Origin of the sequence: Oikeobacillus pervagus, assembly GCF_030813365.1 — a bacterium.
Classification (GTDB): Bacteria; Bacillota; Bacilli; order Bacillales; family DSM-23947; genus Oikeobacillus; species Oikeobacillus pervagus.
This window is the reverse complement of record NZ_JAUSUC010000004.1, coordinates 20,470-46,825: the sequence shown is the minus strand read 5'-3', so window position 1 is coordinate 46,825 and position 26,356 is coordinate 20,470. Positions and strand designations below refer to the sequence as shown.

The 26,356-nt window shown below is 38.2% G+C and carries 27 protein-coding genes; 26 read left to right on the top strand and 1 reads right to left on the bottom strand.

All coding sequences use genetic code 11. From position 1 onward, the window contains the following. Window positions 1–8: 8 nt before the first annotated feature. The 17 genes from wecB to spoIID all read left to right on the top strand — a co-directional run bounded on the left by wecB (window position 9) and on the right by spoIID (window position 17,923). Window positions 9–1,151 carry a non-hydrolyzing UDP-N-acetylglucosamine 2-epimerase gene (gene wecB, locus J2S13_RS02615; protein WP_307256131.1) on the top strand — a complete coding sequence of 381 codons (1,143 nt, stop codon included), beginning with the start codon at window positions 9–11 and terminating at the stop codon, window positions 1,149–1,151. A gap of 124 nt (window positions 1,152–1,275) precedes the next feature. Beyond that, on the top strand, window positions 1,276–3,483 hold the full coding sequence (locus J2S13_RS02610) for a S8 family serine peptidase (protein WP_307256130.1): 2,208 nt from the start codon (window positions 1,276–1,278) through the stop codon (window positions 3,481–3,483). A 316-nt stretch (window positions 3,484–3,799) separates the two neighbouring features. Further along, window positions 3,800–4,024 (top strand): AtpZ/AtpI family protein, encoded by a 225-nt coding sequence (locus tag J2S13_RS02605; RefSeq protein ID WP_307256129.1) that lies wholly within the window; start codon window positions 3,800–3,802, stop codon window positions 4,022–4,024. 6 nt (window positions 4,025–4,030) lie between these two features. Next, entirely contained in the window at window positions 4,031–4,420 is a 390-nt protein-coding gene (locus J2S13_RS02600; RefSeq protein WP_307256128.1) for an ATP synthase subunit I, read from the top strand. 6 nt (window positions 4,421–4,426) lie between these two features. Further along, complete coding sequence (gene atpB, locus J2S13_RS02595) at window positions 4,427–5,149, top strand: F0F1 ATP synthase subunit A (protein WP_307256127.1); 723 nt, start codon at window positions 4,427–4,429, stop codon at window positions 5,147–5,149. Between the two features lie 75 nt (window positions 5,150–5,224). Continuing rightward, window positions 5,225–5,437 (top strand): F0F1 ATP synthase subunit C, encoded by a 213-nt coding sequence (gene atpE / locus J2S13_RS02590; protein ID WP_307256126.1) that lies wholly within the window; start codon window positions 5,225–5,227, stop codon window positions 5,435–5,437. A gap of 153 nt (window positions 5,438–5,590) precedes the next feature. Continuing rightward, window positions 5,591–6,109: a F0F1 ATP synthase subunit B gene (locus J2S13_RS02585; protein ID WP_307256125.1), complete on the top strand. Its 519-nt coding sequence runs from the start codon at window positions 5,591–5,593 to the stop codon at window positions 6,107–6,109. Next, window positions 6,106–6,642 carry a F0F1 ATP synthase subunit delta gene (locus J2S13_RS02580; protein WP_307256123.1) on the top strand — a complete coding sequence of 179 codons (537 nt, stop codon included), beginning with the start codon at window positions 6,106–6,108 and terminating at the stop codon, window positions 6,640–6,642. Before J2S13_RS02585 ends, J2S13_RS02580 begins: the two co-directional genes overlap by 4 nt. 63 nt (window positions 6,643–6,705) lie before the next feature. Then, on the top strand, window positions 6,706–8,205 hold the full coding sequence (gene atpA / locus J2S13_RS02575; RefSeq protein WP_307256122.1) for a F0F1 ATP synthase subunit alpha: 1,500 nt from the start codon (window positions 6,706–6,708) through the stop codon (window positions 8,203–8,205). Window positions 8,206–8,340: 135 nt separating this feature from the next. Continuing rightward, window positions 8,341–9,198, top strand: a complete 858-nt coding sequence (locus J2S13_RS02570; protein WP_307256121.1) for a F0F1 ATP synthase subunit gamma — start codon at window positions 8,341–8,343, stop codon at window positions 9,196–9,198. Window positions 9,199–9,383: 185 nt separating this feature from the next. Then, window positions 9,384–10,805: a F0F1 ATP synthase subunit beta gene (gene atpD / locus J2S13_RS02565; protein WP_307256120.1), complete on the top strand. Its 1,422-nt coding sequence runs from the start codon at window positions 9,384–9,386 to the stop codon at window positions 10,803–10,805. 22 nt (window positions 10,806–10,827) lie between these two features. Next, the gene (locus tag J2S13_RS02560) at window positions 10,828–11,232 is read left to right on the top strand and encodes a F0F1 ATP synthase subunit epsilon (protein WP_307256119.1); all 405 of its coding nucleotides are present in this window, start codon (window positions 10,828–10,830) and stop codon (window positions 11,230–11,232) included. A 475-nt stretch (window positions 11,233–11,707) separates the two neighbouring features. After that, on the top strand, window positions 11,708–13,375 hold the full coding sequence (locus J2S13_RS02555; protein WP_307256118.1) for a DUF6583 family protein: 1,668 nt from the start codon (window positions 11,708–11,710) through the stop codon (window positions 13,373–13,375). A 554-nt stretch (window positions 13,376–13,929) separates the two neighbouring features. Continuing rightward, window positions 13,930–14,166 carry a DUF1146 family protein gene (locus J2S13_RS02550; protein ID WP_307256117.1) on the top strand — a complete coding sequence of 79 codons (237 nt, stop codon included), beginning with the start codon at window positions 13,930–13,932 and terminating at the stop codon, window positions 14,164–14,166. 287 nt (window positions 14,167–14,453) lie between these two features. Beyond that, window positions 14,454–15,173, top strand: coding sequence for a YwmB family TATA-box binding protein (locus tag J2S13_RS02545; protein WP_307256116.1), 720 nt, complete (start codon window positions 14,454–14,456; stop codon window positions 15,171–15,173). Window positions 15,174–15,205: 32 nt separating this feature from the next. Continuing rightward, window positions 15,206–16,516, top strand: a complete 1,311-nt coding sequence (gene murA, locus J2S13_RS02540; protein ID WP_307256115.1) for a UDP-N-acetylglucosamine 1-carboxyvinyltransferase — start codon at window positions 15,206–15,208, stop codon at window positions 16,514–16,516. Between the two features lie 378 nt (window positions 16,517–16,894). After that, complete coding sequence (gene spoIID / locus J2S13_RS02535; protein ID WP_307256114.1) at window positions 16,895–17,923, top strand: stage II sporulation protein D; 1,029 nt, start codon at window positions 16,895–16,897, stop codon at window positions 17,921–17,923. 63 nt (window positions 17,924–17,986) lie between these two features. On the opposite strand, the gene J2S13_RS02530 is transcribed toward spoIID, so the two are convergent. Next, window positions 17,987–18,421, bottom strand: a complete 435-nt coding sequence (locus J2S13_RS02530; RefSeq protein WP_307256196.1) for a VanZ family protein — start codon at window positions 18,419–18,421, stop codon at window positions 17,987–17,989. A 515-nt stretch (window positions 18,422–18,936) separates the two neighbouring features. Between J2S13_RS02530 and spoIIQ the strand changes: the two genes are divergently transcribed. The 9 genes from spoIIQ (at window position 18,937) to J2S13_RS02485 (ending at window position 26,329) form a co-directional block, all read left to right on the top strand. Then, window positions 18,937–19,839, top strand: a complete 903-nt coding sequence (gene spoIIQ, locus J2S13_RS02525) for a stage II sporulation protein SpoIIQ (RefSeq protein WP_307256113.1) — start codon at window positions 18,937–18,939, stop codon at window positions 19,837–19,839. 676 nt (window positions 19,840–20,515) lie between these two features. Further along, window positions 20,516–20,773, top strand: a complete 258-nt coding sequence (spoIIID, locus tag J2S13_RS02520) for a sporulation transcriptional regulator SpoIIID (RefSeq protein ID WP_307256112.1) — start codon at window positions 20,516–20,518, stop codon at window positions 20,771–20,773. A 274-nt stretch (window positions 20,774–21,047) separates the two neighbouring features. Continuing rightward, the gene (locus tag J2S13_RS02515) at window positions 21,048–22,049 is read left to right on the top strand and encodes a rod shape-determining protein (RefSeq protein ID WP_307256111.1); all 1,002 of its coding nucleotides are present in this window, start codon (window positions 21,048–21,050) and stop codon (window positions 22,047–22,049) included. 73 nt (window positions 22,050–22,122) lie between these two features. After that, window positions 22,123–22,956, top strand: coding sequence for a flagellar hook-basal body protein (locus J2S13_RS02510; RefSeq protein WP_307256110.1), 834 nt, complete (start codon window positions 22,123–22,125; stop codon window positions 22,954–22,956). A gap of 21 nt (window positions 22,957–22,977) precedes the next feature. Then, the gene (locus J2S13_RS02505; RefSeq protein WP_307256109.1) at window positions 22,978–23,799 is read left to right on the top strand and encodes a flagellar hook-basal body protein; all 822 of its coding nucleotides are present in this window, start codon (window positions 22,978–22,980) and stop codon (window positions 23,797–23,799) included. Window positions 23,800–24,395: 596 nt separating this feature from the next. Next, on the top strand, window positions 24,396–24,821 hold the full coding sequence (fabZ, locus tag J2S13_RS02500; RefSeq protein WP_307256108.1) for a 3-hydroxyacyl-ACP dehydratase FabZ: 426 nt from the start codon (window positions 24,396–24,398) through the stop codon (window positions 24,819–24,821). Between the two features lie 430 nt (window positions 24,822–25,251). Beyond that, the gene (locus tag J2S13_RS02495; protein ID WP_307256107.1) at window positions 25,252–25,566 is read left to right on the top strand and encodes a hypothetical protein; all 315 of its coding nucleotides are present in this window, start codon (window positions 25,252–25,254) and stop codon (window positions 25,564–25,566) included. Window positions 25,567–25,757: 191 nt separating this feature from the next. Continuing rightward, the gene (locus tag J2S13_RS02490) at window positions 25,758–26,156 is read left to right on the top strand and encodes a hypothetical protein (protein WP_307256106.1); all 399 of its coding nucleotides are present in this window, start codon (window positions 25,758–25,760) and stop codon (window positions 26,154–26,156) included. Beyond that, a complete protein-coding gene (locus tag J2S13_RS02485) occupies window positions 26,153–26,329 on the top strand; it encodes a hypothetical protein (protein WP_307256105.1) in 177 nt (58 codons plus the stop codon). Before J2S13_RS02490 ends, J2S13_RS02485 begins: the two co-directional genes overlap by 4 nt. Window positions 26,330–26,356: the final 27 nt, after the last annotated feature.

Below are 26,356 nucleotides of genomic sequence, written 5' to 3'. Positions count from 1 at the left end.
TGTAGACATTGAACCGACCCATAAAGGTAATGACGATATTTGGTACACGTCCTGAAGCAATCAAAATGGCGCCACTTGTTCTTGAATTACAAAAACATCCAGATGAGATTGAATCGATTGTGACAGTGACGGCTCAACATCGTCAAATGCTTGACCAAGTGCTGAATATTTTCCAAGTTCATCCAGACTATGATTTGAACATTATGAAAGATCGTCAAACATTAGTTGATGTAACAACAATAGGTCTTCAAGGATTGGACAAGGTAATGAAAGAGGTCAAACCAGATATTGTTCTTGTCCATGGAGATACGACGACAACTTTTATCGCAAGTCTAGCTGCTTTTTATAATCAAATTGCAATCGGACATGTGGAAGCAGGCTTGCGTACTTGGAATAAATACTCCCCATTCCCTGAAGAGATGAACCGACAGTTAACAGGGGTTATGGCTGATTTGCATTTTTCTCCGACAACAAAAGCAAAAGAAAATCTTCTACGGGAAGATAAGAAACAAGATACGATTTTTGTGACAGGGAATACAGCTATTGATGCTTTAAAAACAACGGTGAAACAAGATTATCAACACGAAATATTGGGGAAAATCGGGACTGACCGGTTAGTTCTAATGACCGCGCATCGACGTGAAAATTTAGGCGAACCGATGAGAAACATGTTCCGAGCAATTAAAAGAATTGTCAATGAACAGAAGGACGTTCAAGTTGTTTACCCTGTTCATTTAAACCCAGCAGTGCGTGAAATTGCGAATGAAATATTAGGAAATGACGATCGAATTCATTTAATCGAACCACTAGATGTAATCGATTTTCATAACTTCGCAGCGAGAGCCCATCTTATTTTAACGGATTCAGGTGGGATTCAAGAAGAAGCTCCATCATTAGGAGTGCCAGTCCTCGTCCTTCGCGATACAACAGAACGTCCAGAAGGAATTGAAGCAGGTACATTGAAGCTTGCAGGGATTGAAGAAGAAACCATTTACAAGCTTGCAACAGAATTATTAACGAATAAAGAAGAATACGAGAAAATGGCAAAAGCCAATAATCCATACGGCGACGGAGAAGCCTCCCGCCGAATTGTAGAAACCATTCGTTACTTCTTTAAACAAACAGAACAAACACCAGATCAATTCGAATAGAAAAATAAAAAAGGCAGACCCTTGAGAATGACAGGGATCTGCCTTTTTCCTAATTCTGGATGGTGCCTGGCACCTGAATATTAAGGGACTATGAACAAATAATAAGGATATGGGGGCGATCGAATTGAAAAAGCTTTTATTCATATTTTGCATATTTGTTATTATTTTCCCTTATCCAGTATTTGCCTCTATCAAATTACCCTCTCTTCCAATGCAAGATGAGGAAGAAGTGATTACAGCCATTTTAGAAGTACAATCTCCCATTGATGAAAATTGGATTCGGCAATTACGACATTCGTCCACTACCGTGTCTATTAAATATATATATAAAGAAGTGTTCAATGGAGTAGCGGTAGAAGGGAAACGAAAAGAGATCGCAAAGCTGAAGAAGAAATATCCAAGTATCCAACATGTGCATGAAGCCAATGTATATCATTCATTAGCAAATGAAAGCATCCCTTTTATCGGATCGAAAAAAGCGAGGTCCTATTTTGATCAAAAAGGAAACCGAGTAACAGGAAAAGGAGTAAAAGTAGCGGTTATTGACACAGGGGTAGATTATCATCATACGGATTTACGAAGAAATTATAAAGGTGGAAAGGACTTTGTAGACGGGGATGATTTCCCAATGGAGGCGAGAGAAGGAAATCAGGCAATGACATTCCACGGTACCCATGTAGCAGGTGTTATTGCGGCGAACGGTAGAATGGAGGGAGTGGCCCCAGAAGCCGATCTTTATGCTTATAGAGTGTTGGGGGCAAACGGGTCTGGTACGACCGATCAAGTGTTAGCAGGTTTAGAGCAAGCAGTGAAGGATGATATGGATGTCATTAACTTGTCATTAGGCAGCGAGATGAATGGTCCAGATTTGCCCATTAGTAAAGCTCTCGATCGGGTTGTGGAAAAGGGAGTTGTCGCGGTCACATCAAATGGAAATTCGGGGCCGGATCAATGGACAGTCGGAACACCTGGTACATCAGAAAAGGCGATTTCCGTTGGGGCATCAACGCCGATCCTTCATATACCATATGTTTATACGAATAAAAACCGTCAACAAATAAAATTGCAAATGATGGAGAATAGTATTCCTTGGGAAATGATGCAAACTCTTGAGATTGTAGATGGAAAATATGGTGAACGACAGCATTTACAAAATGTAGAGGGGAAAATCGCCTTGATCAAACGAGGAAAAATTCCTTTTACATTAAAGGTGGAAAATGCTCAAGAGCAAGGAGCGAAGGCCGTCATTATATACAATAATACGAATCAGCATTTACATGCGGGCCTTGAACATCAGCTTCAAATTCCAGCAGCTACGATCCCTAAAAAAATCGCTGAAAAATGGAAAAAACAAATGGAAGCAATGAAATTACTGATTACGACTGAGATAAAAAAAGAACAAGATCAATTAGCGTCATTTAGTTCGCGGGGCCCAGTGACGACAAACTGGGAGATTAAACCGGATATTGTTGCTCCAGGAGTTGAAATAGAAAGTACCATTCCAAACGGCTATTTTTCCTTACAAGGAACAAGTATGGCGGCTCCCCATATCGCAGGAGCAGCTGTGCTCCTAAAACAGGCATATCCCAATTGGACACCAGCTGAAGTGAAAGCCGCTTTGATGAACACGGCGAAATTATTAGAGGATCAAAAGGGAAACCCGCTTCATGTGTATGAGCAAGGGACAGGCCGAGTTCAAATTGAGGAAGCCCTTACAATGCAAACAATGGTGATACCAGGTTCTCTCTCCTTTGGGAAAATGAAAAGCCGACAGCACCCTGAAAAAGAGAAAAAATTAAAGGTGAGAAACATAAGCAACGAAACAAAGCATTATCATTTTGAACACCCAAGCAAAAAAGGACAGCTTCAATGGAAATTCCCTCTGCCATTTTCTTTAAAACCAAATGAAGAAAAAGAAGTCATTGTTTCTGCCTTTTTAAAAGAGGAAGATACAAAACAGAAAGTAAAGGATGGATATATTACTTTAAAGGAAGGAAATGAAGAGATTCATCTACCTTATCTATATGTAATGAACGAGCCCGAATATCCAAGAGTGATGGGGTTTACCCTCGTACAAGGAGACAAACCCAAAACGATTCGCTATGAAGTCTATCTTCCAAGCACGTCAGAGGAATTTGGGATTGCTATGTACGAGAAAGAAACGATGAGGTTTATGGGGTTATTAGATAGTCAAAGAAATGTGCAGCGGGGATTAAAAGAGAAAGAATTACTTTTACCCGACAATATTGACCTAACAAATACCATATTTGTAGCTTTTGTTAGAAGTAAAGGAAAGGAAGATTACCAAAAGTGGGGAGATTCATCTATATAATGAGGGGAAAAAAGAGGATCTCTCTCTTTTTTCTCTCTGTAATACAACAGATATTAACATCTGAGGAAACCCCAAGTAAATTGTAAAAAATAAGTCGAAATGATTAATGGGGAATTTTGATAATTTTGTGAACTTTAAAATTTATGAGTGTGAACTTTTTCACTGAAAACGCATTGACATTAGTATATTGCTATTGTATGCTAACAAAGGATATAGTTTAACAGAAAAAATCCATATTTTCTAGGCAAACACTTTTTTTTGCTACTTTTTAAATGTATAATTGATCGTTCTATTTTTGATTTCTGAGAGGATTATGATGAAAGATCGCGAAAAAAGACCATTTTATGCTATGGCACTATATAGCGCTATACTATCACAGTTAGTCGGGTCGATATTAATTGGGATTTTTGCAGGGCGCTGGTTAGATCGTCTACTACATACTATGCCGATTTTTTTAATTGTGGGTCTTTTGACGGGGCTATCAACAGGAGTCTATGCAATGATGCGAACGATACGCCACCACTTTAATTCAGGAGATTAATGTAATATGCAGGAACTCCATCAGATGTTAAATCGACATCGCAAATACATATTTTCGTTGCTCGCCCTTTATTGTATTGGGTGGGGGGTTACGGAATACAAGACGATCTTTTTAGGCCTTATTTTAGGGACAAGCATTAGTCTATTGAATCACTGGCTCATGATCAAACGAATTTCTCGTTTTGGCGATGCTGTTGTAGCAGGTCAAAGGGTTCGAACATTGGGAACATTTTCAAGAATGGCTTGGGCGGTATTTGCAGTCATAATTGCTTTGGAACTTCCAGATCATTTCCATTTTATTAGCGTAATTTTGGGATTAATGACATCTTATATCGTCATTATGATAGATTTTATTATTCAATCTTTAATAAAACGTAAAAACGGGGAAGAGAGGTGAAAAAAGTTGGATCATAAAGCTCCATTATATAACTTGGACCTTTTTGGGTTTACTCTTACATTCAACCTAGCGAATGTATTAATGATTACGGTTGCTAGTGTAATCGTATTCTTAATAGCGGTGATATCAACCCGCAACTTAGCCATGAAGCCTACTGGAATTCAGAACTTCTTTGAGTGGGTAATGGATTTTGTAAGAAATATTATTAAAAGCAATATGGACTGGAAAACAGGTGGAAGATTCCATGTGTTAGGAATTACATTATTAATGTATATTTTTGTTTCCAATATGCTAGGTTTGCCGTTTTCAGTCGTAATTGATGATACTCTTTGGTGGAAATCACCAACCGCAGATCCTACTGTAACATTAACATTAGCTATCATGGTAGTGGGATTGTCACACTATTATGGAATCAGAATGAAAGGCTTTGGCGGGTACAGTAAGGGATTTGTACAACCAATGGCATTTTTATTCCCGCTGAAAATTGTTGAGGAGTTTGCAAACACTCTAACTCTTGGTCTCCGTCTTTATGGGAACATTTATGCGGGAGAAATTTTATTAACTTTACTAGCTGGTGGACTTGCAACAGGTGTTGGAGGAACGATTGCAGCCATTATTCCAACATTAGCATGGCAAGGATTCAGTGTCTTCGTAGGAAGTATCCAGGCATTTATTTTTACAATGTTAACAATGGTTTACCTTGCTCACAAAGTGAGTGACGACCATTAAGATATAACTGTTCAGTTTGAACAACCATTTTAAATAAAATAATTTATTTATACATTTAAAGGAGGAACTTTTGAAATGGGTCTTTTAGCAGCAGCAATCGCAATAGGGTTAGGTGCACTTGGTGCAGGTATTGGTAACGGTTTAATCGTATCACGTACAGTTGAAGGGATTGCACGTCAGCCAGAAGCACGTGGAATGCTTCAAACTACAATGTTTATCGGGGTTGCGTTAGTTGAGGCGATTCCTATCATCGCAGTTGTTATCGCGTTCATGGTATTAGGTAGATAATTGACAGGAATTTTGTTCCGAATGGCGAAGATCATTCCACGAGAACCTTCGCCATTCCTTTATGTGCGATATTCTTGATTGTTTTTTTTGAACTAAAGATGTTTGATATAGTGCCCACCATAGGGTTTAACCTCTTGAAGGGAGTGAAATAGCGTGTTTACAGACGCATTTGTACTTGGATCTGCAAGTGGCTTTAATGGCGGCGATATCCTATTCCAATTAGTAATGTTTATCGTTCTATTATTGTTAATCAAAAAATTCGCATGGGGTCCACTCATGGGAATGATGAAACAACGTGAAGATCATATTGCGAATGAAATTGACTCGGCTGAAAAAAGTCGTATAGAAGCAAATAAATTATTAGAAGAAACACGTGCGGAGCTTAAACAAGCACGCCAAGATGCACAAGCTATGATGGAGAATGCTAGAAAACAAGGTGAAGAGCAAAAGGATCAAATCATTGCTGCAGCACGATCTGAAGCAGAAAGATTGAAAGAATCAGCGAAGGTTGAAATTGACCATCAAAAAGAACAAGCAATGGCTGCTTTACGTGAGCAAGTTGCTTCCTTATCTGTTCTAATCGCTTCTAAGGTGATTGAAAAAGAGCTAAATGCAGCAGATCAAGAGAAATTAATCAATGAATATATTCAAGAGGCAGGAGAAGAGCGATGAGTAATACTGCAGTAGCAAAGCGCTATGCGTTGGCTCTTTTCCAAATTGCAAAGGAAAACTTTGTGATTGAGCCAATTGAAGGAGAACTTCAAGTTGTGAAGCAAGTATTCAATGGTCATCCAGATCTTTTAGCTATACTTAAGTCACCTAAGCTTACGATTGATAAGAAAAAAGAAATATTAAAAGGGGCATTTTCCGAAGCCTCTCCATATATTTTAAACACATTAATGTTATTAACAGAACGTCATCGAGAAGATATTATCGCAGAAGTAGCCGAAGCTTACATACAATTGGCTTATGAAGAGCGTGGGGTTGCTGAAGCAAATGTGATGACAGTTAGAAAGTTAACGAAAGAAGAAGAACAATCAGTTTCTTCAACATTTGCCCGCAAAATAGGCAAAAACTCGTTAATTATTAACAATATCGTAGACAAAAATCTTCTTGGTGGAATGAAAGTGCGAATTGGAACTCGTATTTATGACGGATCCATTCGTGGTAAACTTGATCGTCTCGGACGTGAATTAACAGTATAATTTATTCGGTTTTACTTATCGATATGAAATAAAAATGAATTGAAAAAATAAGGGGTGAAATTCATGAGCATCAAAGCTGAAGAAATCAGCGCGCTGATAAAAAAGCAAATTGAAAACTATCAGTCAGACATTAAAGTAAGCGATGTAGGTACGGTTATCCAAATTGGTGATGGTATCGCTCGTGCTCATGGCCTCGACAATGTCATGGCTGGAGAGCTTCTTGAGTTTTCAAACGGTGTCATGGGTATGGCACAAAACCTAGAGGAAAACAACGTAGGGATCGTAATCTTAGGTCCATTTAAAGATATTCATGAAGGTGACGAAGTACGTCGTACAGGTCGAATCATGGAAGTTCCTGTTGGGGATGAACTTATTGGACGCGTTGTAAATCCATTAGGTCAACCAGTCGACGGTCTAGGCCCAATTAATACAACAAAAACTCGTCCAATTGAAAGCCCAGCAACAGGGGTAATGGATCGTAAATCAGTTCATGAACCATTACAAACAGGGATTAAAGCGATTGATGCCTTAGTTCCAATCGGACGTGGCCAACGTGAATTAATCATCGGTGACCGTCAAACAGGAAAGACTTCTGTCGCAATTGATACAATCTTGAACCAAAAAGATCAAGATATGATTTGTATTTATGTGGCAATCGGTCAAAAAGAATCAACAGTTCGCGGTACTGTAGAAACACTACGTAAACATGGTGCATTAGATTATACGATTGTTGTCACTGCATCTGCATCTCAACCAGCGCCATTGTTATTCCTTGCACCATATGCAGGTGTATCAATGGGTGAAGAGTTCATGTTTAATGGAAGACATGTACTCATCGTATATGATGATTTAACAAAACAAGCATCTGCTTATCGTGAACTTTCATTATTATTACGTCGTCCTCCAGGTCGTGAAGCTTATCCTGGTGACGTATTCTACTTGCATTCACGTTTATTAGAACGTGCTGCGAAATTGAATGATTCACATGGTGCTGGATCAATTACAGCACTTCCGTTTGTTGAAACACAAGCAGGTGATATTTCTGCTTATATCCCAACAAATGTCATTTCCATTACAGATGGTCAGATTTTCTTACAATCAGATCTATTCTTCTCTGGTGTACGTCCAGCGATCAATGCGGGTCTTTCTGTTTCTCGTGTTGGTGGTTCGGCACAAATTAAGGCCATGAAGAAAGTAGCAGGTACGCTACGTCTTGATTTAGCTGCTTATCGTGAACTAGAAGCATTTGCTCAATTTGGTTCTGACTTAGATAAAGCGACCCAAGCGAAGTTAAATCGTGGTGCTCGTACTGTTGAAGTTCTTAAACAAGACCTAAACAAACCACTTAAAGTAGAAAAACAAGTTATGATCCTTTATGCATTAACAAAAGGACATTTAGATGATATTGCCGTTGAGGATGTTCGTCGTTTTGAAGATCAATTCTTAAGCTGGTTAGACAATAATCATACCCAATTGTTAGAACATATTAGAACAACTAAGAACTTGCCTGCTGATGAAGATATGGCAGCAGCAATCAATGAGTTCAAAAAGACTTTTGCATAAGAGATGTTCTGATAAATAGGAAAAGGCATAGGGCACTACATCGAGCTCGTTATTTCGAGCTGAACAGTGCCTGAAGCTACATGAAAGGTTTTTAAAATACCGATCATATCTTTCTAAAAAGGGTGGTGAAGACCAGTGGCATCGTTACGTGATATAAAAACTCGAATAACTTCAACTAAAAAAACAAGTCAAATTACAAAAGCGATGGAAATGGTTTCTGCTGCGAAATTTAACCGTGCGGAAACGAATGCCAAATCATTTGTTCCGTATATGGAAAAAATACAAGAAGTAGTTACGAGCATCGCTCTTGGAAGCAAAGACGTTACACATCCGATGCTAGTCTCCCGCCCCGTTAAAAAAACCGGTTATTTGGTCATTACCTCTGACCGCGGTTTGGCGGGGGCTTATAATAGTAACGTTCTTCGCCTTGTTTTAAAAACAATTCAAGAACGTCATAAATCAAAAGATGAATATGCCATTATTGCAATTGGGCGTAATGGACGTGATTTTTTCAAGCATAAAGGCATGAATGTTGTATTAGATATCGTAGGTGTTCCAGATCAACCGAATTTCGCTAATATTAAGAGTTTAGCGAATAAGGCAGTTAATATGTTTTCAGATGGTACTTATGATGAGTTATACATGTATTACAACCATTTTATAAGTGCAATCGAGCATGAAGTAACAGCGAAAAAAGTTTTGCCATTAACTGATATTTCAGGATCACATAAATTGATTTCCTATGAATACGAACCTTCTGCAGAGGAAATTTTAGAAATTTTACTTCCTCAATATGCTGAAAGTCTCATTTATGGTGCACTTCTTGACGGAAAAGCAAGTGAACATGCATCACGGATGACAGCAATGAAAAATGCAACAGATAATGCGAAAGAGCTTATCGATAATCTTACACTTTCATATAACCGAGCTCGCCAAGCAGCCATTACTCAGGAAATTACTGAAATTGTTGGTGGCGCGGCAGCATTAGAATAAAAAGTACAGCTGTAGCATAGATAGTCACATTCTCTTGGAAGTGAAGGGGAAAGCATTTAACACAGGACAATTTGTTCGATAAATTGGTAAGTGAGTATACAGCGCACCTTTCTAACAAAGTAGAATGTTGTTACAGCCCTTCATAGATCAATTCGTTTCGAAAGTTTTAGTTAGGAGGGATAAGGATGAACAAAGGACGCGTTCTTCAAATAATGGGTCCGGTAGTTGATGTTAAGTTCGAAAGCGGTCAGCTTCCAGATATTTATAACGCGTTAAAAATCGCGTACAAAGCGCAAACAGAATCAGAAGTAAGCATCGACCTAACTTTAGAGGTGGCTCTTCATTTAGGAGATGACACGGTTAGAACGATTGCTATGTCTTCAACTGACGGTGTGCAACGCGGTATGGAAGTACAAGATATGGGAAAACCGATCTCTGTACCAGTAGGGGACGTAACATTAGGTCGTGTATTTAACGTTTTAGGTGAAACAATCGACTTGAATGAGCCAATTCCTGGCGATGCTCGTCGTGATGGAATTCATCGTGAAGCACCTACATTCGAACAACTTTCAACAGAAGTTGAAATTTTAGAAACAGGAATTAAAGTAGTAGACTTACTTGCTCCTTATATTAAGGGTGGTAAGATCGGATTATTCGGTGGTGCCGGAGTTGGTAAAACCGTTTTAATTCAGGAGCTTATTAACAATATTGCGCAAGAACATGGTGGTATTTCTGTATTCGCGGGTGTAGGGGAACGTACACGTGAAGGAAATGACCTTTATTATGAAATGAGCGACTCTGGTGTTATTAGTAAAACAGCCATGGTCTTTGGACAAATGAACGAACCACCCGGTGCACGTATGCGTGTTGCTTTAACAGGTTTAACAATGGCGGAATATTTCCGTGATGAACAAGGACAAGACGTATTGCTTTTCATTGATAATATTTTCCGTTTCACACAAGCAGGTTCTGAAGTTTCTGCCCTACTTGGTCGTATGCCATCTGCAGTTGGTTATCAACCAACATTAGCAACAGAAATGGGCCGTTTACAGGAACGTATTACATCTACAAATGTTGGATCTGTTACATCAATTCAAGCGATTTACGTGCCTGCCGATGACTACACTGACCCAGCACCAGCAACAACTTTCGCTCACTTAGATGCAACAACAAACCTTGAGCGTAAACTTTCTGAGATGGGTATCTATCCAGCAGTAGATCCATTAGCATCGACTTCACGTGCATTGTCACCTGATATTGTAGGAGAGGAACATTACGAAGTAGCTCGTAAAGTACAACAAACATTACAACGTTATAAAGAACTTCAAGATATCATTGCGATCCTAGGGATGGATGAATTATCTGAAGAAGATAAATTAACAGTACAACGTGCGCGTCGTATTCAGTTCTTCTTATCACAAAACTTCCACGTTGCTGAACAATTTACTGGTCAACCAGGTTCATATGTGCCAGTACAAGAAACAGTAAAAGGATTTAAAGAAATTCTTGATGGTAAGTATGACCATCTTCCTGAAGATGCATTCCGTCTAGTTGGTCGCATTGAAGAAGTAGTAGAAAAGGCTAAAGAGATGGGTGTAGAGGTATAATAAGGGACCAGGAGGGTAAAAAATGAAGACATTAAAAGTCAGTATCGTCACTCCTGATGGCCCAGTGCATGAGTCGGATGTAGATATGGTCAGTGCAAAGGCCCAAAGTGGTGAACTTGGTATTTTACCTGGACATATCCCGATGGTTGCGCCATTAAATATTGGTGCTATCCGCTTAAAAAGCGGCAATGACACAAAGTTAGTTGCTGTCAGCGGTGGCTTTTTAGAAGTTCGTCCGGAGCAAGTAACTATTTTAGCACAATCAGCTGAAAATGCAGAGGATATCGATATTCAACGTGCTAAAGCGGCAAAGGAACGAGCAGAAAGACGTCTCCAAGAACAAAAGGACAATATTGATTTTACTCGTGCAGAATTAGCTTTAAAACGTGCGATTAATAGAATCAATGTTCACGAAAATAGATTCTAATACGAAAAGGACTGTCTACTAAGGTTTGTCTCTCGCAATATCATTGTGAGGGCTTGCCTTTTGGACAGTCCTTTTATTTATTTCTCATTATCATGTTGCTATTTCCGTCAAAAATGCTCAAGGGAAAAAATATTACAAATTGTCAAATAGCCAGGTAATATTCACATCCCAGGGGAAATTAGCGATCATCAAAGGAAGTCGCATGAGCTCCCTACGTATGGAAATTATAGGTAGAAACAATACCTACTAACTTCATCAAAGCAAACCCCCTAATCATAAAACATCTCTGAGAATCCATAACCGCTTTTAAAACAGTCCTTCAAACTAGTTCTCCATCTTTTATTTTTTTAACGAAGGTCGCAATGCTTGTCCATTCTTAAAAAAGTTCTTCACTTTTCTTGTCATAATCGCATTTTCCCGAAAATATAATCAATTCAGATTGTATTTTTTAATTTAAGAAAAAGGAGGAACATGAGTGAGTAATCTTGATGGAAAACAGCCAAGCAACAAAAGAACGTTAAAGACAACTACAGCGAAGCTATGGACTTGGATTAGTATTATTGCTGTTATTTTGATTGCGGGAGCTTTGTACGTGTACTTTATTTACTTCAAGCTAACACCTAAAGAACTATATTTATATTCTGAGGCCCAAACATTTAAACAAGCCTCAGAAGAATTTCAAAAGAAGTATGGAGAGGAATTAAAATTAAATGAAAGATTAACGAGTGAGCCTTCATCATCGAGGTACAATATTTCAGGTGAATTTACAACGACAGAGCAAAATCCGGATATAGAAATGATCCAACAAATTATTGAAAAAATGAGTTTAGAGCTCCAGTCCGATATCGATCCACATAAAAATCAATTACAAAGTAAGATTACGGTTAAGATGGATGATGCGAAGTTAGCGGATGCTGAAATCTATCAATCAAGTAAACAACTAGCATTGCGGGTTCCTTTTCTGTATAGTCAATATTTATACGTAAATTCCAAGGACTTCGGAGATATGATGCGGAAAGTGGATCCAACTTATGCGGGGCCAGATGAATATAGTTATAATATGATGAAATGGGAAGATATTTTATTGTCAGAAAAAGAAAAAGACCATGTAAAAGAAACGTACAAACAATTTTTGCTTGATGAATTGAAGGAAGACAACTTTAAATTAATAAAAGGGGCAACAATTCAAGTTGATGACCAAGAAGTGGATGCAAACAAAATTGAATTAAACATGAGCGAGAAAGAAGTTCAACATTTTATGTCAGCCTTTTTTGAAAAGGTATCCAAAGACGAAGAGCTATTAAAGATCATACAAAAACGCTATGCTCTTTACTATGATAATCTTAAACTATCAGATCCGATGGGGGAATTCCCAGAACCGAAAGAATTTAAGAAGGAATTAAAGGAAGAGTTTCAAAAATTAAGTAAAGAAGCAAAAGATCTTAGTGTTCCATCAGGGTTCGCTTCGACTGTTTGGGTGAATAAGGATAAAGTCGTCGTGAAGAGGGAGATCGAATTTAAAGCCGGAGATCTTGACCCAGTTGATGTAAAAGTTAATACACTTCAAGTTGATCATAATGGCCATCATATTAAGTCATTCCATACAGAAATGAAATCAGAAGAAGACGAAGAGCTAGTTTTATCTTTTGATAAAAAACAAAAAGATAAGAATAGGGAGGAATCAAAGTATAAAGTAGTTGTGAAGGAATTCGGTAAAAAGGTTGTAGATGGACAATTAAATCTTCAATCCGATTATCAAAATAAAGACGGGAAAAAGCAATCGAAACATACCTTTGACGGTGAAATAGGCGGGGATTCTTTTGAAAATGAAAAGCTAAGCTTCTCAGGCACATTGGATGATGAGACGGAGATCAACTTAAAGAAAGATTATATGGATCAAAAGTTTGGTATTGATCTTACAATTGGCACGAATGCGGATGAATTTGGCTTAACACTTGATTTCAAAGGAAATACTAAATTCAAGGAAAAACTTAACTTCCCTAAACTAACTGAAAATCAGGCAGTCAATGTATCAGAACTTGATGAACAACAATTATTTGATCTGCAGCAAGAAATGAGTGGGAATTTAGAAAAATGGCTCATGAAGTTTATGACCAATATGTATTTGGGTGAAGGAAGCTAATGTTTTTTAATAGAGTAATCAAGAGGTTGAACCTTATTTGGGTTCCCTCTTTTTTCTATTATCCTGCTATAAAATTTAAAACTTTGGCGCTTCCGCATTTGTTATCGTCTAGCTACAGCGCCTATCGTCTAGCGAATTTCTCCGTCTTTTCCCTCTGATAAGTCAACATCAGCTCGAAAAGGACCTCGCCGTGTTTCCTTTATCTCAGTCTAAACTTGCGAAATTCGTACGCCGATGTGCAGGCGCTTCCGAATTTGGTTTCTACTAATTTCACAGTAAGTATCGAATATTTCCCAAGAAATAACGACAAAAAACTACGAAAAGGGTCTATTATCCCCGTACAAAAGTAGTCATTTTCTACAAAAGGACAAGGAGAAAAATGTTGGCTCTTCATATATGTTGTGGAAGTCTAGGAGTATCCATAGATCATACAGATATTTTTGTCATAAAATAGAGAGGAGATAGGGAAGGGTTTTCTCCTTTTATTATTCGATTATTGAGTAGAATGTGATACAATGTACATTGTGAAATCAGTATGGTATAGGAGGAGAACTATGGTATCGGGATTCGGCCAACAAGCGTTAGTAAGCATCTTAACTCATCTTGTGTTTCTAGCACTCACTTTTTGGGCTTTGCAAGCATTACAATTTGAAAAATTACTAAAGCCAAATCGAGTTTTTCAAGCCCGATTATTATATGTTCTTTTAACAATTGCCATCGGATCTTCAATAAGTAACTTTTTCTTGGATTATTTACTATGGTCTCAGCAATTACCACTAATCTTTCAATAACTTTTGACTTATGTAGAGATCAAAATCGACAAAAGTATTTTTCTAAATAGGACCTTTTTATACTTGAAATTTTGATTGCTTTTAATAATAATTCCTTAGTATGCAGATTTTAATCATTTTTTATTATTTGCTGTGATCGCGAATAAATACGCATAAAGTGAGCGTTCATTCGACTGTTCAAAGCCAACATATCGTAGCGAAGAATCATGGAAGATCTTGACGAATATTCCCATGTATATCTCTCCCTTACATTAGGCAAAAATGTAAATAAAGGAGAGGAATACAAAATGAAACAGATAAAGATCAGTATAGCACTACTCATTTTTATTATTTTTATCATTGGGGATACAACGATTGCAAAGAAGAATGAAATGGATTTATTAAAAATTGCTACACAGGTCAAAAAGAACAACGGAGAAATTACAGAATGGTCAATACATACAAGAGAAACGGTAAATAGGGATAATGTTGAACAAACAGTTCATCAGCTAAAGAATCGTTTTTCACATTGGACATGGTCGGAAAATATAGTAGAAGAGAGAAAAGTTTTTATTGGAACCAATCAACAAAGTCAAATTCAACAATCCATAAAAGTTATTTCCACCACCCATCAACCAGAACAATCCTTTATTATTTACACGGTAAATGGAAAGGATCATGAAGGCGCAATGATTCATTTTCTGACCGAACAATTCCAACCAAATTATTCACGAATTTTTAACAACAACCCGATTATTTTCTCTTGTATTAAAGGTAATTTTGATGGTAAACTTAAGGAAGTTTTGCCAAAGCAAATAAATTCCATTATGGCTGATCTACAGGCAGTTGAAATGGAAAAGGTGAAAGAAAAGGACTTCTACTCGATTTCTGCGTATAGTAAGGAAATGATGACGGACATCCCATTAGAAACAGAACAAATGAATTTGCAAATTGGATTAAGACAAAACAGATTGGGCCAGAAGACAGCCTTTGTAATTGGCACACCAATCATAACTGTTGAATATTAATATAGAGAAATTGGACGCGGAGGGGAATACTCTTGGAAAAAATCATCGTCCGCGGCGGAAAAAGGCTAAGCGGCACTGTTAAAGTTGAAGGTGCTAAAAATGCTGTATTGCCTGTTATCGCTGCATCATTATTAGCTAGTAAAGAAAAAAGCATCATCCGTGATGTACCTGCACTCTCCGATGTATATACGATCAACGAGGTATTGCGTTATTTAAATTGTAACGTAACCTTTGAAAACAATACGATCACTGTTGATGCGTCTAGAGAGTTATTAATAGAGGCCCCATTTGAATACGTTAGAAAAATGCGTGCTTCTGTGTTAGTTATGGGGTCATTGCTTGCTAGAACAGGAAAAGCTCGTGTAGCTTTACCAGGAGGCTGTGCAATTGGTTCTCGGCCTATTGATCAACATCTTAAAGGATTTGAAGCAATGGGCGCGGTAGTGAAAGTAGGAAACGGCTTTATTGAAGCAGAAGTAGACGGGAAATTAAAAGGAGCAAAAATTTACTTAGATTTCCCAAGTGTGGGAGCAACAGAGAATATTATGATGGCTGCAGTACTGGCTGATGGAACGACCACGATTGAAAACTGTGCAAAAGAACCAGAGATTGTTGATTTAGCCAACTTTTTAAATAAAATGGGGGCGAATGTCAAGGGGGCAGGTACAGGAACGATTCGAATCGAAGGAGTAGAAGATTTAACTGGTGCAGACCATAATATTATTCCAGACCGAATTGAAGCCGGCACTTTTATGACAGCTGCAGCAATTACCGGTGGAAATGTTTTGGTACAAGGAGCAGTCCCTGAACATCTTACTTCTTTAATTGCCAAACTCGAAGAAATGGGTGTTACGATTATTGAAGAAAAAGATGGTCTACGCGTGATTGGCCCTGAGGAAATTAAAGCAGTAGATATCAAAACAATGCCACATCCAGGATTCCCTACGGATATGCAGTCACAAATGATGGCTCTTTTACTTCGTGCAAAAGGAACGAGTGTAATTACGGAGACTGTCTTTGAAAATCGCTTTATGCATGTGGAAGAATTTCGCCGTATGAATGCTAATATTAAAATTGAAGGTCGATCTGTTATTATTAATGGTCCTTCACAACTTCAAGGTGCAGAAGTCGCCGCAACAGATCTTCGTGCAGCTGCAGCCTTAATCGTAGCTGGTTTAGTGTCTGATGGCTATACACGCGTGACGGAATTGAAGCATTTAGACCGTGGATATGTGAATTTCCATGAGAAACTCGCTGCATTAGGTGCTAACATTGTGCGTGTAGATGAAGAAATAACTGATGACCAAAAAGCTGAAATGCTTATAACAGACATGAACGCTTAACCCAAAGCCTACCTGCCCTATTCAACGGCATGTAGGTTTTTTAATTTGTTAGGATAAGTCTTTAAAAATGTTGTCCACGGGAAGATCTCAGCGCCTATCGCCTAGCGAATATCTCCGTTTCTTCCCTACGATAAGTCAACATCAGCTCGTGAAAAACCTCGCTCTCGTTTCCTTTATCTCAGTCAGAAACTACGATATTCGTACGTCGATGAACAAGTCGCTTCCGCATTGGATTCTATTGCACATCCTCCAGTATGTCCAAATGAGGAACATTTTATTCTTTCTTTTTTAGACATATTCCCTTGTCCATTCCCATATGAATGAATGGAGCGAAGATTTTCATCTTCCTAAAAAATCTAAACCGTGGAGGCATCAAGCATGAAGAAGTTGAATCCTGTAATCGTAGCACTCTCTATTTTACTCGTAGCTGCAATGGCTGTACCAGCACTGCTCGTTCTCCCCTTCTCTTCAAATGACCAGGCAAAAGGAAAGCTAGGTGAACAATTAGAAAAACCGACGAAATCAAACACAAATCAGCCAGAATCCTCCATTGAAGTATCTGTTTTTCGTTCTAATCAAAACACCGTAGAAAAGCTCCCATTAGAAAAGTATGTTGCGGGGGTTGTGGCAGCTGAAATGCCCGCAGACTTTGAAAAAGAGGCATTAAAAGCACAAGCTTTATCTGCACGCACCTTTATTGTGAAAAAAATCATGAATCCTACAAATGGTACACTACCCCAAAATGCCGATGTCACAGATACGATTCAGCACCAAGTCTATAAAAATCAACAAGAATTAAAAGGGATTTGGGGAAAGGGTTTTGATTGGAAAATGAAGAAGATCGAAAAAGCTGTATCCGAAACAGCTGGACAAATCTTAACTTATAATGGTGAACCTATAGAGGCCTCATTCTTTTCAACGAGTAATGGCTTTACAGAGAATTCAGAATCCTATTGGAATCATTCTATTCCCTATTTAAAAAGTGTAGAAAGTCCTTGGGATAAAAATTCGCCAAAGTTTCAATCTAAGAAATCACTAAAACTAAGTGAATTTGAAGCGAAATTAGGGGTGAAATTAAATACGACCAAAGATGTTGGAATTATTACGGCGAGAACCCCTGGAAAACGGGTAGCAACAGTGAAAATCGGAAATCAAGAATTGACAGGAAGAGAAGTCCGCGAAAAATTAGATTTACGTTCCACTGACTTTAGCTGGGTTCTAAAAGGGGATGAAATTATTATCACAACAAAAGGATATGGTCACGGAGTTGGTATGAGCCAATATGGGGCAAATGGAATGGCAAAGGAAGGGAAAAATTATAAAGAAATTGTGAAACATTATTACCAGGATGTAGAGATTTCCCCTTCAGAGAAACTATTAGCAAATCAAACGACAGCTAGAAAATAGACAAAATAATTGCCGGGCATACCGATGAATAGGCCCGGCAATTTGCTTGTCTATTATGGTCGATTATAAATTGACCCATCGCTCAACTTTATGCATTAATTGGGATATTTTATTTTCACGGTGGGAAAAATAGGTGTGATGAACGATGAAGGCAAGGACAAATACTCCTATCATATCCTTAATGGCATCAATCAAAGTAGCGGAGCGAAAGGGAATAAAAGCCTGATGAATCTCATCTATAAATCCATAAAAAATTGCCACGATGGCTGAAGCAATATGAAGAGGAAAAATTAACTGTTTATTCACTAATAAAGCTACAATGAACAAAATGTATAGAATCGCAAATTCAATTAAGTGTAGCGACTCTTTAAAAAAACCGTCCAATTTTTCATCAGATAATTGGATCACCACATTATCTGGCATACTGGATAATATCCAAATGAGTCCCATATACAAAAAAGGCGCTATTGTAAAGATAATTTTGATCAATAACCTCATCAACAGTTCACCCCCTCCTCATTCTTGTTTATTGTTTAGCGTAACTAAAAATTTAGACCTGCAGTAAAATGTTGGATACATAATCGTCTAGCGAATTTCTCCGTTTTCTCCCTTCGAAGTCAACATCAGCTCATGAACGATCGCTCTCGTTTCCTTTATCTCAGTCTAAACTTGAGAAATCCGTACGCCAGACCCGAGGCGCTTCTGCTTTTGGCTTATTATGCTACAACAAAAAAAATCCCACCTAGGTGAAAGAAATAGAGAACGTAAGGGTGGGGTCGTAGAGATCAAGTTATCTTTCTTCATATATATTCTACCACTATTTATTTTGATCGAATCAATAGTTTGTGGCAAATTTTCTAATACTTTTTCTATCATAAGCAGATTTCCGAAAAAGTTTTTCATTTTTATACATAATTTGTTTGGAGTTGTCGAAAAATAGGAAGATAAAAAAATTTTTCTACTAGGTATATATTTCCTCTCATCTGTTCACAATGATTGCTGAGGTGATGAAAATGAGAGAGGAAGAAAAGAAACAATCTTCTCAAAAAATGAGGAACATTTTAAAAAAACGTTGGGTATTTCCGGCAATTTATCTTGCGAGTGCAGCTATTTTAATTTCAGGTATTATTTGGTATCAAGCGAGCGATGACGAAGTAAAAGATGAGTATGGTTATGATGAATCGGCCAATAAAGAAAACTTTGATAATCCTGCGGTTGAAGTCAATAAGGCGATGGAGAACATCGTCATGCCTATGAAGAACCCTGATGCAGCTGTCATAAAAAAGGAATTCTATGATCATAAAGCTTCTAAAGAAAAACAAGAGGCAGCACTTGTCGTTTACAATAATACGTATCAACCAAACACTGGAATTGATCTCGCTTCAAAAGATGGAAAAAGCTTTGAAGTTACAGCAGCATTAAGTGGAAAAGTTACAAATGTACAAGAGGATAGCTTCTTAGGAAATGTAATCGAAATTGAACATCGTGATGGTGTGGTCACTGTCTATCAATCCGTAAAAGATTTGAAAGTTGAAAAAGGTGATACAGTTACACAAGGACAAGTGATTGCTAAAGCAGGACAAAGTCTTTTTAATGAAGAAGCAGGAATCCATGTTCATTTCGAGATTCGTAAAGATGATAAGCCGATTAACCCACAAAGCTATTTTAACAAACCTGTCTCTTCACTAAGCGAACTTCCAAAAGAAGAGAAGGAAAAAGAAGAATCAAAAACAGAAGACAAAGCGCAAGAGCAAAAACCTTCTGATAACCAAGATACTTCAGACATACAACAACCTTCTGACGAAGAAACAACTCCATCAAAAGATGAACAAACGAAAGAGACACCTTCAAATGACCAAGACAAATCGGATGAAGAGTCTCCAAAAGAACAACCAAAACAAAATACTCAAGGATAATCATTTAGAAAGCAGCTCATCAAAACTGGGCTGCTTTTTCCAATTGAAAACCTAGGGAAAGGACCTATCTTTCTGAAAATGGCTAAATACATTTGAAAAATGAACAAATCCCCGTTCCGCAAAAAAACAATATGTAATCAGGGGAAGAAGTGCAAATCTCATCAGAAGTAACGCAATATTCTACGGGAAATAAGCATAAACCTGGGGAAATAAGCAAATCCCCGTAGAACAAGTGCAAATCCCGGTAGGAAATAGGCAAAAGCGATTGGGAAATGATCAAATGTCTAAGGATTCAACCCGTCCACTTCAAGTTGAGGGTCCTTAATAAGAAGTAAGCTAAACTAAAATGTTCATAATAAACGAGAAAACTCCCCTTTTTTGAATAAAACTCGTTCACCCCTTGTCCTTTCTAGCTTTTTCGTGCATATATTTTAATCCAAGCTAATAAAATGATTACAAACCTACACAATAGAGAGTGTTTGAGGTGAGGAATCGTTGAATAGGCAATGATCCGAATATTATATGTAAAATGGATGCTGTAAACGAATAGAAAGTGTATGCTTTCTAGCGTATCAGTCTGTTCTAGGACTTTGATGCGAATCATCAGTAATTAAATGAAGCGAGAGCGAGTCTCATTTCACACTTCTCACATCCAACTTTAGGGAGGTCGAGCGGTGTGCACGATTACATCAAAGAAAGAACGATCAAGATTGGAAAGTATATCGTGGAGACGAAAAAAACAGTTCGCGTAATTGCGAAGGAGTTTGGCGTATCCAAAAGTACTGTCCACAAAGATTTAACAGAAAGATTGCCAGAAATTAATCCTGAACTTGCTAATGAAGTGAAAGCCATATTAGATTATCATAAATCAATTCGACATTTGCGTGGAGGAGAAGCAACAAAGAAAAAGTACAAAAAAGAATCAGCAAAGTAAAGGAAAGGTCTGCCCTTTTGCAGTGGGTAGGCCTATTTTTATGGGATAAATGGAAATCCCTATTATTCAGCCCCTTTTTATAGTATTCGCCTCACCCCGTAGAAAGCCCATTTTATAAAGTATTTTCACGTCATCTTCTTAAAAAAACTAATGTAAAAATTTATACGTTTTCACCTTTTATTGTATGTTATATGCTAAAATAAACAATTAGGGAAATAGAACTTCATTCATACGAATTTACATATATAGGGAATTGAAAGGGGCAAGTATAATCATGTTTTCAAAAGATATTGGAATAGACTTAGGGACAGCTAATGTTCTTATTCATGTAAAAAGCCAAGGAATAGTGTTAAACGAACCATCTGTAGTAGCGATCGATCGTAACTCGAATAAGGTATTGGCGGTTGGGGAAGAAGCACGTCGTATGGTAGGGCGGACGCCAGGAAATATCGTTGCGATTCGACCGCTGAAAGACGGGGTGATCGCGGATTTTGACATAACAGAGGCTATGCTCAAATACTTTCTTAATAAATTAAATGTCAAAGGGTTCTTATCCAAGCCAAGAATTCTCATTTGTTGCCCAACGAATATTACAAGTGTAGAACAAAAGGCAATTCGTGAAGCAGCAGAAAAAAGCGGCGGAAAGAAAGTTTATTTAGAGGAAGAACCAAAAGTTGCGGCCATCGGTGCTGGAATGGATATATTCCAACCGAGCGGGAATATGGTCGTGGATATCGGTGGGGGAACAACAGATGTTGCCGTCCTATCTATGGGAGACATTGTCACGTCTCAATCCATCAACATGGCGGGTGACATTTTTGACATGGAGATTTTAAGTTACATAAAGAAACAGTATAAGCTATTAATTGGGGAAAGAACAGCTGAAAATATTAAAATTAATATTGGAACCGTTTATCCAGGAGCCCGTGATGAAAAAATGGAAATTCGCGGACGAGATATGGTATCAGGATTACCACGTACATTAACGATCAATTCAAAGGAAATTGAAGGGGCACTTAGAGAGCCTGTTTCTGCAATCGTTCATGCGGCAAAAAATGTGTTAGAGAAAACTCCTCCTGAACTTTCAGCAGATATTATTGATCGTGGGGTTATTTTAACAGGTGGGGGAGCTTTACTTCACGGAATTGATCAACTTCTTGCAGACGAATTAAAGGTGCCCGTATTAATTGCGGAAAACCCAATGGATTGTGTAGTAATCGGAACAGGAATTATGTTGGATAACATTGATAAGCTTTCCAGTCGGAAACTTATTTAACAGTTTTGCTGTAATGGCCGATATAAGGTAAAAGGATAACAGACAAAGAACTAGATGTTATGAGGTGAAAAAGATGTTTCGAGGCTTTTACACAGCTGCATCAGGGATGATTACACAACAACGCCGCACCGAAATGCTTTCAAATAATATGGCGAATGTGAATACACCTGGATTTAAATCGGATCAATCCACTTTACGTGCTTTTCCTGAGATGTTGTTAAGCCAACTTAATCAAACTAAGACTCCTACTCAAAAAAATTTAACGATTCCCCATTCTTCCTTTGTAGGGGGAGTGAATACAGGTGTCTATATGCAAGAAACAATTCCAAACTTCCGGCAAGGGGATCTTCGGGAAACAGGCATAAAGACCGATTTGGCCTTATTAGACATTGACCTTCCCGTGAATAATGAGGGTGAAAGTGGTACGGTATTATACACTATACAAGGCCCTGAAGGCAATATTCGATATACTCGGAACGGTAATTTTACAGTGGATGGAGAAGGGTATTTAACAACAGCTAGTGGCTTATATGTGCTTGATCGTAATGGGAATCCAATTCGTACGAATACAGACCAATTCGTTGTAGACGAAAATGGACAAGTGTTTGCTGAAGGAGAGTTTGTAAGCCAATTAGGCATTGCTTATTCGGCCAATTCTCATGATTTAGTAAAGATGGGCGATGGCTTATATAGAATGGAGAATGGTAGATTACCAAGCGCGTTTACGATGAACAATGTATCATTTCGAGTTCAGCAAGGATTTATTGAACGGTCAAATGTTGATCCAGCTAGAACAATGACCGATATGTTGACAGCTTATCGTGCTTTTGAAGCGAATCAAAAAGTTCTGCAAGCTTATGATCGTAGCATGGAGAAGGCAGCAAATGAAGTGGGTCGACTCAATTAGTCTTCTTAAGGAGGATAAATTATGAATCGCACAATGATCACAGCAACAAATACACTTAATCAATTGCAAAAACAATTGGATATCATCGGGCATAATTTGGCGAATGTAGACACGAACGGGTATAAACGTCGCGAATCCAATTTTACAGAATTATTAGTTCAACAAATGAATAATCAATTAAACCCAGCCCGCGATCTTCCTAGACTCACTCCAAGAGGAATCCGAATGGGAGTAGGGGCAAAACTAGCACAATCACAAATGGTCACAACTCAAGGAAGTTTGCAAGAGACAAACCGCCCACTAGACTTTGCCCTTACAAACGAAAACCAATTTTTTAAAGTATTGGTTCAAGAAAATGGGGAAGGGCAAATTCGCTATACCCGAGACGGGGGTTTCTATGTGACACCGGTAAATGATCGTGAGGTGATGCTTGTAAATGCACAGGGTTTTCCTCTATTGGACGAGCAAAATCAATTCATCACTTTTTCATCCCAATCAAAAGAGATCCAATTACAATCTGGAGGAGTATTAGATACTGGGGATGGACAATTTATTAATCTTGGAATCGTCATGGTTGACCACCCGCAGTATTTAGAACAAAAAGGGGGGAATCTTCTTGGAATGCCCAATAATCCACCGATTCCTGAGACTGAAATTTTGCGAGAATTAACTGGCATCGAACGCCAAGAAATAAGCCTTCAACAAGGTTCCCTAGAGAAATCAAATGTGGACGTAGCGAAGGAAATGACCGATATGATGAATGTCCAACGTTCCTATCAATTTCAATCACGATCCATTACATTAGCAGACCAAATGCTGGGCTTAGTGAATGGTTTAAGATAAGACAAAAGGGGAGAAGTTCTTCCCTTTTTTATTGTATAAAATTTAGAACTGTGGATCACCTTTAAAAATGTTGTCCACGTCTAGCTCCAGCGCCTATCGTCTAGCGAATTTCTCCGTTTACTCCCTCCGATAAGTCAACATCAGCTCGTGAAGTACCTCGCTGTGTTTCCTTTATCTCAGTCGGAAACTGCGAAATCCGTACGCCGATGGGCAAGGCGCTTGCACATTTGTCCACGTCTAGCTCCAGCGCCTATCGACTAGCGAATTTCTCCGTTTACTCCCTCTGATAAGTCAACATCAGCTCGTGAAGTACCTCGCTGTGTTTCCTTTATCTCAGTCTAAACTTGCGAAATCCGTACGCCGATGGGCAAGGCGCTTGCACATTTGTTCACGTCTAGCTCCAGCGCCTATCGTCTAGCGAATTTCTCCGTTTACTCCCTCCGATAAGTCAACATCAGCTCGTGAAGTACCTCGCTGTGTTTCCTTTATCTCAGTCGGAAACTGCGAAATCCGTACGCCGATGGGCAAGGCGCTTGCACATTTGTTTGGTCTTAAGGGATAATATAGACAGATTTTTAAAGTGAGGAGCGATACATATGTTAGATATTCAACAAATAAAGGAAATTATCCCACATCGATATCCATTTTTGCTCGTGGATCGCATTTTAGAAGTAGAAGAGGGAAAGAGGGCTGTAGGTATTAAAAATGTCTCAGCAAACGAAGAGTTTTTTAACGGACATTTTCCTGATTATCCTGTAATGCCTGGAGTCTTAATCGTAGAGGCATTGGCACAAGTGGGGGCCGTCGCCGTACTGAAAAAGGAAGAAAACCAAGGAAAACTTGCCTTTTTCGCAGGAATCGATAAATGTCGCTTTAAGCGCCAAGTAAAACCAGGAGACCAACTCCGATTAGAAGTTGAAATGGTCAGACTAAGAGGACAATTAGGAAAAGCAAAAGCAATTGCAACCGTAGACGGGGATTTAGTTTGCGAAGCGGAAATTATGTTCGCTTTAGGAGAATAAGCTGACTACTTATTTTAGGGTTAGGTTACCTAGACTTCATGAAAGGCGACTACATGGCAGTTTTGCGTATTTCTCAGGGGAAAGGTATGTCCAAAGATAAAGTCCCGAATCTAAAAAATGTCTTACATCAAGGATATGCCTATTTCCCAAGGCGAATGGCATATTTCCTGAAGAGATATGAACATTTCCTGTGATATATGTCTATTTCTCAGTAGGAATTGCTGATTTCCCGATAAATTTGCGTATTTCCCGAGGATATTTGCGCTACTTCCAACAGCACTCCTGCACCTTCAAAAATACATTTTCAAACATAATAGGTTTAACTGAAAAATTTTCATTAAAGAAGTATGATAATGGATTTTTTGGTAAATCTAAAAACAGGCCGGCAATGAGGGCTTATATTTTTGACAAATGAAAGGAGATGCACGAGGTGAGTAAGAAATTATTACAACTTTTTGGGGGTTCTTTGTTTGCAGCAATGTTACTAGTAGGGTGTGCGACAAATGATAATGAGCCGCCTCCAGAGGATAACGATCAACCAGGAGTAGTAGATGAGGACAATGGAGTCAATGACAACAATGGAGTCAACAACAATGATATGGATTTAAATGATGATATTGATAACGGGACAAATGATCAAAATACTGACAATGATGGCGATATAATGGAGGATAACAATACTCCTGGAGAAGAGCCCATTGAAGACAGAGAAGATCGTAAAGATGAAGATAATAAAGATCGTTAAAAAGCAGGGAAATTCCCTGCTTTTATTATTAGCAGAGAGTATACCCACGGTCTCGTATCACTCCCCTTTAATTCACTTATTTCCCTAATTAAATGGAGAAATACTTTGTCAATCATCTATTTGTTATGATAAAGTTATATATGTTACATTTAACAGTGTACTTTAGTACATGTAGGAGGTACTTATTATAAATGTTTAAAAATCTGTCCCATGGCGTAAAAATAAGTATCACTCGTTCAATTTCAAAAGCTTATGAGCAATATATGGCAGACATCAAATGGTCAGAAAAAGCCTATAATTTAGAGGATTTTATGAAAGTGTGGAAAAAATATATTGAAACGAGTGCTTCTTGGTATGGAAAAGTGGATGCAGAAACAAAGGCTGATCCGAAGTTCCACGAAGACCTTGCTTTGAAAATAAATGAAGTGATCGGGAAAATATGGTCGGAGGAGCCAACAAAAGATCAAATTGCCGAGCTGAGTGAACTTCGAGAGCAACTGGGTGAGGATTTTGATTACTCTTGTAAAGCAGAAGCTAAATTTTACATAGATTATTTAAATGAGGAATTAAAAAAAAAGAAGAATATTTGACTCTTGCATCTGAAAAAGAGCTAAGATTAGCGACAATCCTTTATTACCAAGTGTATCAACAAGAACTGCCGCTTCTAGACTACCGCAAACAAGATATCCAATATATTATTACGAAACTCCAACAAACATTAAATACGGGTGAAGACTTGTTAGAATCACAAATCCTTCATTAAAAAAATTTTGTACGCAGAGAGTCAAAT